At 72.7% G+C, this 8,934-nt stretch carries 10 protein-coding genes; 5 read left to right on the plus strand and 5 right to left on the minus strand.

The features are described 5' to 3' along the window. Positions 1-44: 44 nt before the first annotated feature. Both OTB19_RS13040 and OTB19_RS13045 read right to left on the minus strand, forming a co-directional pair. Positions 45-665, minus strand: coding sequence for an L-threonylcarbamoyladenylate synthase (locus tag OTB19_RS13040; protein WP_267798282.1), 621 nt, complete (start codon positions 663-665; stop codon positions 45-47). A 149-nt stretch (positions 666-814) separates the two neighbouring features. Next, positions 815-1,381 (minus strand): helix-turn-helix domain-containing protein, encoded by a 567-nt coding sequence (locus tag OTB19_RS13045; protein WP_267798283.1) that lies wholly within the window; start codon positions 1,379-1,381, stop codon positions 815-817. A gap of 143 nt (positions 1,382-1,524) precedes the next feature. Here OTB19_RS13045 and OTB19_RS13050 point away from each other — a divergent pair, with 143 nt between their 5' ends. Together OTB19_RS13050 and OTB19_RS13055 are read left to right on the plus strand one after the other, a co-directional pair. After that, on the plus strand, positions 1,525-2,652 hold the full coding sequence (locus OTB19_RS13050; protein ID WP_267798284.1) for an aryl-sulfate sulfotransferase: 1,128 nt from the start codon (positions 1,525-1,527) through the stop codon (positions 2,650-2,652). Next, positions 2,649-4,004, plus strand: a complete 1,356-nt coding sequence (locus OTB19_RS13055; protein WP_267798285.1) for a uracil-xanthine permease family protein — start codon at positions 2,649-2,651, stop codon at positions 4,002-4,004. Before OTB19_RS13050 ends, OTB19_RS13055 begins: the two co-directional genes overlap by 4 nt. Here the strand turns inward: OTB19_RS13055 and OTB19_RS13060 are convergent. Then, positions 4,001-4,276: a hypothetical protein gene (locus tag OTB19_RS13060; RefSeq protein ID WP_267798287.1), complete on the minus strand. Its 276-nt coding sequence runs from the start codon at positions 4,274-4,276 to the stop codon at positions 4,001-4,003. The two genes, OTB19_RS13055 and OTB19_RS13060, sit on opposite strands and share 4 nt — an antisense overlap. A gap of 162 nt (positions 4,277-4,438) precedes the next feature. Continuing rightward, complete coding sequence (locus tag OTB19_RS13065; RefSeq protein WP_267798288.1) at positions 4,439-5,149, minus strand: class I SAM-dependent methyltransferase; 711 nt, start codon at positions 5,147-5,149, stop codon at positions 4,439-4,441. Positions 5,150-5,308: 159 nt separating this feature from the next. On the opposite strand from OTB19_RS13065, the gene OTB19_RS13070 reads away from it, so the two are divergent. The 3 genes from OTB19_RS13070 to OTB19_RS13080 all read left to right on the plus strand — a co-directional run bounded on the left by OTB19_RS13070 (position 5,309) and on the right by OTB19_RS13080 (position 7,395). Beyond that, complete coding sequence (locus tag OTB19_RS13070) at positions 5,309-6,070, plus strand: SDR family NAD(P)-dependent oxidoreductase (RefSeq protein WP_267798289.1); 762 nt, start codon at positions 5,309-5,311, stop codon at positions 6,068-6,070. A gap of 85 nt (positions 6,071-6,155) precedes the next feature. Continuing rightward, entirely contained in the window at positions 6,156-6,896 is a 741-nt protein-coding gene (locus tag OTB19_RS13075) for a ribonuclease H family protein (RefSeq protein WP_267798291.1), read from the plus strand. A 67-nt stretch (positions 6,897-6,963) separates the two neighbouring features. Next, positions 6,964-7,395, plus strand: coding sequence for a DUF6234 family protein (locus OTB19_RS13080; protein WP_267798292.1), 432 nt, complete (start codon positions 6,964-6,966; stop codon positions 7,393-7,395). A 24-nt stretch (positions 7,396-7,419) separates the two neighbouring features. On the opposite strand, the gene OTB19_RS13085 is transcribed toward OTB19_RS13080, so the two are convergent. Next, positions 7,420-8,772: a cytochrome P450 gene (locus OTB19_RS13085; RefSeq protein WP_267798294.1), complete on the minus strand. Its 1,353-nt coding sequence runs from the start codon at positions 8,770-8,772 to the stop codon at positions 7,420-7,422. Positions 8,773-8,934: the final 162 nt, after the last annotated feature.

Raw genomic sequence — 8,934 nt, forward strand, 5'->3', positions numbered from 1 at the left:
GGCCCGACGCCGCCCGCGCCGCGTCGGGCCCCAGGTCTCGTGGGCTACTCGAAGCGGGCCGTGTCGCCCGCCCCGTGGCGCACGATCTCGGCCTCGCCGCCCGAGAAGTCGATGACGGTGGTCGGCCTGGTCCCGCAGTCACCGGAGTCGACCACGATGTCCAGCACGTGGTCGAGGCGCTCCTTGATCTCCCAGCCCTGGGTCAACGGCTCGGGCTCGTCCGGCAGGAGCAGGGTGCTGGACAGCAGCGGCTCGCCGAGGTCGGCGAGCAGGGCCTGGGTGACCGCGTGGTCGGGGATGCGGACGCCGACCGTCTTCTTCTTGGGGTGGAGCAGCTGGCGCGGCACCTCCTTCGTCGCCGGCAGGATGAAGGTGTAGCTGCCGGGGGTGGAGGCCTTGATCGCGCGGAAGACGTCGTTGTCGATGTGGACGAACTGCCCCAGCTGCGCGAAGTTCTGGCAGACGAGGGTGAAGTGGTGCCGGTCGTCCAGTCGGCGGATCGACCGGATCCGGTCCAGGCCGTCGCGATTGCCCAGCTGACATCCCAGCGCGTAGCAGGAGTCGGTCGGATACGCGATGAGGGAGCCGGAGCGGATCATGTCGGCGATGTTGCCGATGGAGCGTTGCTGCGGATTCTCGGGGTGCACGTCGAAGTACTTCGCCATTCACCGAGACTACGCGACCCGGACGCTCCACCTCGGTTCGGGACCCGCGTCCGTACAGGTCGCCCGGCGCGGCGGCCGGGGCCGCGTGTCGGGAGACCGCGCCAACGGCCGGCCCCCGGTCCTCGGTGCCGAAGACCGTTCGACACCGTTCAGGCGCGCGGGTCCACGGTCGTCTCGATGTGGTCCGCCACCGCGACGAGCAGGACGCGGGTGCCCTCCTCCAACGCCCGCCAGCGGTGCCGCACCCCGCCGGTGAGGTAGAGGGTGTCGCCCCTGCCCAGGTGGTGGGTGCGCCCCTCGGCCTCGACCTCGACGGTTCCGTCGGCGACGTACATCAACTCGTCGTTGCGGTGCCGGAACGCGCGGTCCGCGTCGTGGTCCCCGGTGAACTCCAGCGCGTGCATCTGTTGTTGGCCGCGGACCAGCGGGCGCACCCGCGCCGTGGGATCCAGCCCGGGGTCGGCGTCGGCGCGCACGATGTCCACGCGCCGGGGGGTCTCGGCCGCCGTCAGCAGCTGGACGGCCGTGGTCTCCAGCGCGTCGGCGATGAGTTGCAGCGAACGCATGCTGGGACGGGCCCGGTCGTTCTCGATCTGGCTGAGGAACGGGGACGACAGCCCGCTGCGGCGCGCCACCTCGGCGAGGGTGAGGTCCAGCGCCCTGCGTCGCCTGCGGATGCCCGCCCCGATCAGGGGCGCGGGCGGTTCGTCCGTCACGTGGTTCCTCGATTCCTCCGCTGTGTGGATCATCCTCTCGCAATCGGTCGCGGGCTTCGCACTGCCTTCACAGTGCCGCAACACTCCGTCGCTAGTTTCTAAGTCGATCGATCCGATCAAAGAAAGTTTCACAGGAGGATCGCATGTCCCCGATCGACCAGAACCTGCGTCGGCGCCGCGGCACCGGCCTGATCGCCCTCGACCCTTCCGCCTCGGAAGGGGGCTACACGCTCTTCGCCCCGCTCACCGGGACGGGCGAGGTGTACCTGATCGACCCGCACGGCGAGGTCGCCCACGAGTGGAAGCTCCCCTACCGGCCCGGTCGCCACGCCCGCGTCCTCGCGAACGGGAACCTGGCCTACAGCGGTGTGCTGCCCGACCAGAGCGCCCTCTTCCCCATGTGGCACAAGTACCGGGGCGGCGTCATGCTCGAAGCCGCCCCCGACGGCGCGATCCTGCGCGAGCACCGCGACCCGCTCCAGCACCACGACGCCCACCACCTCGGCGAGGGCCGCGTCCTCTACACGGGCCTCGAACCGCTGCGGGGCGCGGACGCCGCCGCCGTGCGCGGCGGGGTACCGGGCTCGGAGCCGGACGGCACGGTCTGGGCCGACACGATCAAGGAGGTCGACGCGGACGGCTCCGTCCGCTGGTCCTGGAGCGCGGCCGAGCACCTCGACCGCGAGGAGTACGCGCTGCACCCCGACTACTCGCGCGAACACTGGCCCCTGATCAACAGCGTCGTCCCGCTCGCCGACGGCAACGTCCTGGCGAGCCTGCGCAGCGTCTCGGCCGTCGTCGTCATCAGCCGGGAGACCGGCGAGATCCTCTGGCGCACCGCACCGGGAACGGTCTCGCAGCAGCACGCCCCCACCGAGCTCGACAACGGCAACATCCTCGTCTTCGACAACGGCGTCTTCCGGCCCGGATCGGACGTCCCCTACTCCCGTGTCATCGAGATCGACCGCCCCTCCGGAAAGATCGTCTGGGAGTACCACGACCCCGCCCGCGAGTCGTTCTTCGCCCCGTTCATGGGCAGCGCCCAACGCCTCGCCGGTGGCAACACCCTCGTGACGGACTCGCCCGCAGGCCGCCTCTTCGAGGTGACCCCCGAGGGCTACCTGTGCTGGGAGTACGTCAACCCGTACTTCGGCGGCTACCGGGAATCCGAGGTGCGCGGCCTCTTCCCCGCCGAACACAACGCGGTCTTCCGCGCGTACCGGTACACCGCGCGGGAACTGCCCTGGCTGACCGCGGAGAACGGCTCGTGACCACCGCCGACACGACCGCCGGCCCGGTGCGGCCGGTCGACGAGCGGCTGCCTCTGGCCCGGCTCGCCCCGCTCTCGGCGCAGCACGTGCTGGCCATGGTCGCCGCGCCCGTGTCCACGACGTTCCTCACCGGGCAGGCCCTCGGGCTCGACGCCGGCAGCACCGCGTCCCTGCTCAGCGCCACCCTCGTGCTGTGCGGCGTCGGCGCGCTGCTCCAGTCCCTGGGCCCCCGGGGCATCGGGGCCCGGCTCCCGTTCGTCATGCTGCCCGGTGGTGCGGCCACCGCGCTCTTCATCCAGATCGCCAAGGACCACGGGCCCGCCACGGCGACCGGATCCGTGCTCCTCGCGGCGGCGCTGCTGTTCGCGATCCTGCCGTTCTACGCCAGGATCGTGCGCTTCTTCCCGCCGCTGGTCATGGGCACGGCCGTGCTGCTGATCGGCATCGCCATGATCCGGGTCGCCGCCCAACTCATCACCGGTCCGCGCACCGCCGCCGGGTACGCGGCGCCGTCGGCGGTCCTGCTGGCCGCCGTCACCATCGGCGTGACGGTGCTGCTGCTGTTCCTGCTGCGCGGGGTCTGGAGACAGACGGCGGTCCTGCTCGGCATGGGCGCCGGCACCCTGATCGCCGTCACGACCGGGCTGGGCACCTTCGCGCCCGCCGCCGGCAGCGGACTGGCCCTCCCGCACCTTCTCCCGTACGGAGCACCGCAGTTCAACGTGCTCGCCGCGCTGCCACTGCTGATCTTCAGCCTCACCACGCTCGCGGAGATCACCGGACAGACCGTCCTGAACAGCGAGACCGTGGGCAACGCGTCCGATCCCGGACGCGACGTACCGCGCGTGGCCAGGGCCGACGCGCTGGTATCCGTCCTCGGTGGGCTCTTCGGCACCTCGCTGATGGTGACCAGCGCCGAGAACATCGGGATCGGCCGGATCACCGGCGTGCGCAGCCGCTACGTCACGGCCGGGGCCGGTGTGCTGCTCGTGATCGTGGGGCTGCTCGCCCCCCTCACCCGACTGCTGGCCGGCATACCGGCTCCGGTCGTCGGAGGGTCCGCGCTGGTGATCTACGGGATCATCGCCGTGATGGGCGTCGACATGCTGACGCGCGCGAGCCCGGGGGAGAAGACCCACTCCACGGTGATCGCGCTCGCCCTCACCGTCGGACTGCTCCCGGTGGTCGCGCCCGACATCTACCAGGGATTCCCCGGCTGGGCCCGTACGATCCTCGGCAGCACGGTGGTGGCGGGCACCCTCACCGCCGTACTGCTCCACGCGCTGTTCCGGCGCCGCGTCCGCGAGGCGGAGACGACGCCGGAACAATCGACCGAGGCCCGGTCCGACTAGAAGGTGTCGGCCCAGTTCGACGCGTCCAGCAGCGACATCGCGGACGCAGCGCCGGCGGCGGCCGGCGGCGCGGTGCCGTCGTTGGAGCCGACGGTGTTGTCGCGGCCCGCGTTGAAGTTGTCGTCCTGCGCGTACTGCACGTTGGTGCTGCCGACGATGTAGACGTGGTGGACGTCGCCGTCGGCGGTCGCGGCCAGCGCCGGGGAGGCCACGGCGGACAGCGCGCCGGCGGCGGCCAGCACGGTCAGGGCGGCAAGGGCACGGCTGCGCATCGTTCGCTTCACAACATCGCCTTTCACAAGGGGGACTGGGGTCAGAGCGACCGTAAACCTAGTCGAATGCGGGCAATTGGCGACACACAGGATACTTCGGTTGATGGCACCGTTCGGCGGCGAATCGGGCATTCACGGTCCCATGAGCGGTTCAGCCGATCGTCATATCGGGAGATCCGTCGGGGAGGCCGGCGTCGGGGTCGGGGCGGGCGTCGACGCGGGGCGACGGGCACGGCAGAAGAAGTGCTCCTCCGGTTCGAGACCCCCGCCGGCGCCCTCGCGGGAATCGGCGGACCCGACCTCGGGCGCGAACACCGCCGTGTGGTGGCCGAGCACCTCCAGCCCGGCGCCCTCCACCCTGCTCAGGTACTCGCTCGCGGACAGGCTGCTGACCGTGACCTCGTGCCCCATCCAGACGATGTCCAGATCGCTGATGTCCCCCGGCACGGTCGCCATGACGAAGTACCCGCCGGGCGCCACCCACGACAGCATCCGCTCCAGCGACGCCACCACGTCCTGCCGGTCCATCACCAGCAGCGGGAAGAACGCGCACACCGCGTCGAAGCCGCCCTCCGGGGCCGTGTACGACCGTACGTCCGCCTGCTCGAACCGGGCCGACGGCACCCGGGCCCGCGCCAGCCCGACCATCTCCGCCGACACGTCGATGCCGGTCACCGCGCAGCCGGCCCGCGCCAGCGCCTCGGCGGTCGGTCGACCGGTGCCGCTTCCCACGTCCAACACCCGTGCGCCCGGCTCCAGTCGGGCGGCGAGCCAGTCCAGCGCCGCGAGCTGGCCGGGCACCCGCCCGAACACCTCCTCGTAGTGCGCGCCCACCTCGTCGAATACCTCCGCCGCGGTCTTCCGATCACTCATCGAAGCCCCTCGCTCCCGGGTCCGTGTGCCGTGGGCTCCCCGGTCGACCCGGGGATGCCGTGGGGTTCGTGCCCCGGGTCGGGACGGCACAACCTCCGGTTGACATCGGGGGAGCCCCCGTTCAGAGTCATGATCGACAACATTCGGAGGGAGCGCGCGATGGACAAGGCGAGTCGAGGCGTACTGGTCACCGGCGCCTCCCGGGGCATCGGCCGCGCGATCGCGACGGCGTTCGCCGAGCGCGGGGACCGCGTCGCGGTGCACTGCTCCACCCGTGCGTCCGAGGCGCGTGAGGCCCTCGGGGCGCTGGCCGGGGAAGGCCACGTACTGGTCTCCGGCGACCTCACCGATCCCGCGCGCGTCGAGGGGCTCGTCTCCGAGGCCGCCGAGGCGCTCGGCGCGGTGGACGTCCTGGTGAACAACGCCGCCGTGATGATCCCCCACCCCCTGGCCACCACCCCGTACGCGCAGTGGCAGGAGGCCTGGCAGCGGACCGCCGCCGTCAACCTGTTCGGCGCCGCCAACATCAGCTACTGCGTCGCCCGCCGGATGATCGACGAGGGGCGAGGGGGCCGCATCGTCAACGTCGGCTCGCGCGGCGCCTTTCGGGGCGAACCCGAGCACCCCGCGTACGCGGCGACCAAGGCGGCCCTGCACGCCCTCGGCCAATCCCTGGCCGTCTCCCTCGCACCCCACGACATCGCCGTCGCCTCCGTGGCGCCCGGCTTCGTCGCCACGGAACGGGTCGCCGATCGGCTGAACTCCCCGGAAGGCGAACGGATCGCCGCGCAGAGCCCGTTCGGCCGCGTCGCCGAACCGCGCGAGATCGCCTCGGCCGTCCTCTACCTCGCCTCGCCCGAGGCGACCTGGTCCTCCGGCACGATCCTCGACGTCAACGGAGCCTCGTACCTCCGTACGTGACGCACGGGGTCCGAGGCCCGCCGGCCGAGGCCCGCGCGCCGGCTCGCGGGTCGAAGGCGGTCTCCGGGTGGGGCATGATCGGGGGATGTCTGATCGCATCATTGCCGCCTGCGACGGGGCGGCCAAGGGGAATCCCGGGCCCGCCGCATGGGCGTGGGTCATCGCCGACGCCGACGGGCGCCCCGAGCGCTGGGAGTCCGGCCCACTGGGGCGGGCCACGAACAACGTGGGCGAACTCACCGCCCTGCAGCGCCTCCTGGAGGCCGTCGCCCCCGGCGCGGTCGTCGAGGTGCGCATGGACTCGCAGTACGCGATGAAGGCCGTGACCCAATGGCTCCCCGCGTGGAAGCGCAACGGCTGGAAGACCGCGGCGGGCAAGCCGGTGGCCAACAGGGAACTCGTCGAGAGCATCGACGCGCTGCTGGCCGACCGGGACGTGGAGTTCCGCTACGTGCCCGCCCACCGCGAGGACGGCGACCACCTGAACGCGATCGCCGACCAGGCGGCCAGTGACGCGGCCGTCAGCCAGCAGGCCGCGGGCACCGCCCTGGGCGACGCGTCCCTGCCGGTTCCCGAGCCCGCGCGCAGCGCGCCGGCCCGCGGCTCCGCCCCGCGCTCCGCCGCGAGCCGCTCCTCCGCGCCCCGGGCCGCGGCCGGCGGCAAGGCGGCCCCCGCGCGCGGCGGTCGGTCCATCAAGGCCAAGTTCCCCGGCACCTGTCCCTGCGGCAAGCAGTACGCGGCCGGCGAGATGATCGCGAAACTGGGGACGCGCTGGGGACACCCGGACTGCCCGAGCCCGGTGCCGGAACCCGCCGCCGGCTCCTGACCGCGCGGCCGTGTGCATGAGTACGCGTACTCATGCACACGCCGACGCGCGTGGCGACAGTGGGAACATGACGACATCGACGGGGCCCGCCCCCGAGCGCACGGACGTGGCACGGGGCGGGTCCGGGTGCGCGGCCTTCGGCCTGGTCCTCCTGGAACTGCTGGCCGTGTGCGGGGTGGCACTGGTCTGGCTCGGGGAATCGTTCCGGCTGGACACGTCGCGGGACGAGCCGGAGGTGCGGCTCGACGGATACCTGGGCGCCCTCGCCGTGGTGTTCCTCGTCGCCCTGGTCGTCGCGCTCCTCGCGGGATGGCGCGGGGCGCGGGCGGTGGTGTGGAGCCAACTCGTCATGATGGCCCTGCTGCTCGCCGTGATCGTCGCGGGAGGCGCGGCCCAGCGACACGAGGACGAGCGCGATCACCCGGCCCCGGGGTTCACCGGCATGGTCGGCTGCCGCAGCGGCGGGGATGACAGCGAGTGCGCGCACACCGGCCGATGACCCCCGCGGAGTCGAGGGAGACCTCTACCCGGCCCCGGCCCCGGCCGCGGTGAGCACGGCCGGCGTCGGACCGTCCGGGCGGACCGTGACGCTGTACGCGGCCCTCGTCGGAGCGGAGCGGAAGGTCACGGTGTGGCCGGGCAGCAGGTGCTCGAGCAGGACCGTCGACTCCAGAAGGGCGAACTGCAAGCCCAGGCAGGCCCGCGGCCCGAGCCCGAACGGCAGGTAGGAACCCGGATGGGTGGGCCGCCCGCCCGGGTCCGTGAACCGGCGCGGGTCGAAACGCTCGGGGTCCGGCCACAGGGCCGCGTCGCGGTGCGCGAGGTAGGGGCAGACCAGGACGTCGGTCCCCGCCTCGATGGCGTACCCGGCCAGCGTGTCGTGCGCCGTGCTGCGACGGGGCAGGATCCAGGCGGACGGGTAGAGCCGGAGGGTCTCGCTGACCAGCGCCCTGATCGCCGCGCGCCGCTCGGGCGACCCCTCGTCGCCGGCGGCCAGGACCCGTTCGCGGGCCTCGGGGTGGCGGTCGAGGAGCAGGTGCAGCCAGGTCAACGTGGTCGCGGTGGTCTCGTGGCCGGCGACCAACAGCGTCACCAGTTCGTCGTGGACGAGCCGGTCGGTGTGCCCGGAGTGTTCGGCGGACGCCGTGGACGCGTCGAGCAGGACGTGGAGCAGCCCAGGGCCGGTCGGGCCGGCCACTCGCCCCCGGGCCGCCTCGACGGCGTGCCGGACGACGAGGTCGATCCTGGCGAGGTCGGCCGCGACCGCCTCCCGCGCGTCGAGCGCCTCGGCGGGCAGGGTCGGCAGGGCGGCCACGAGCGTTCCCACGAGGGCCAGTTCGCGTTCGGTGTCCTCGTCGAGGGGGTGGCCGGTGAGGGAACGCCAGATGGTGTCCAGCGCGAACCGGCGCATCTCCTCGCCGACGTCGAGCGTGTGCCCGCTGTGGCCGTACTCGGTCCAGCGGCGGGCGGCCGTCCGGGCGGCCTCGACGATCCGCTGTTCGTGGCGGCGCATCCCCGCCCCGGTGAACTGGTACTGGAGCAGCCGCCGTTGGCGTTTCCACGCCTCACCGGTCGCCGAGAGCGCGCCGTCGCCGATCAACAGCCGGGCGCGGTGCGAACGCTTGACGTACCGGTCCGCGTGCTGGGCGAGGACGTGCTGCACCGCCCGCGCCTCCGTGACCAGGACCGTGGGCCTCGACCCGAGGCGGACGGCCACCACGCCGCCGAGCAGATCGCGCGCCAGCGCCAGCAGCTCGATCAGCTCGCCCCCCTCGCGGCGCCACCGGTCCACATGGGCGGGGTCCAGCTCGGGAGGCGGCCGACGGGCCCGGGGGACACGAGGCGGGCGGGCGGCGGGGTGTGTTCCGGTGGCCACTGGTCTTCTCCTGTTCGACCGCTGGAATCGGTCCTCTAGTGCAGCGCGTCGCAGGTCCTTTGCCGGTTGGGCGTGGCTGGATTGGTGACGCTGTGTGAGCGCGCAGGCATCCTGCGGGAAGCGGTCCTCGGACGACCCGGCTTCGGTCCGGCACACGGTGGG

Source organism: Streptomyces sp. H27-H5 (assembly GCF_026627505.1).
Taxonomy (GTDB): Bacteria; Actinomycetota; Actinomycetes; order Streptomycetales; family Streptomycetaceae; genus Streptomyces.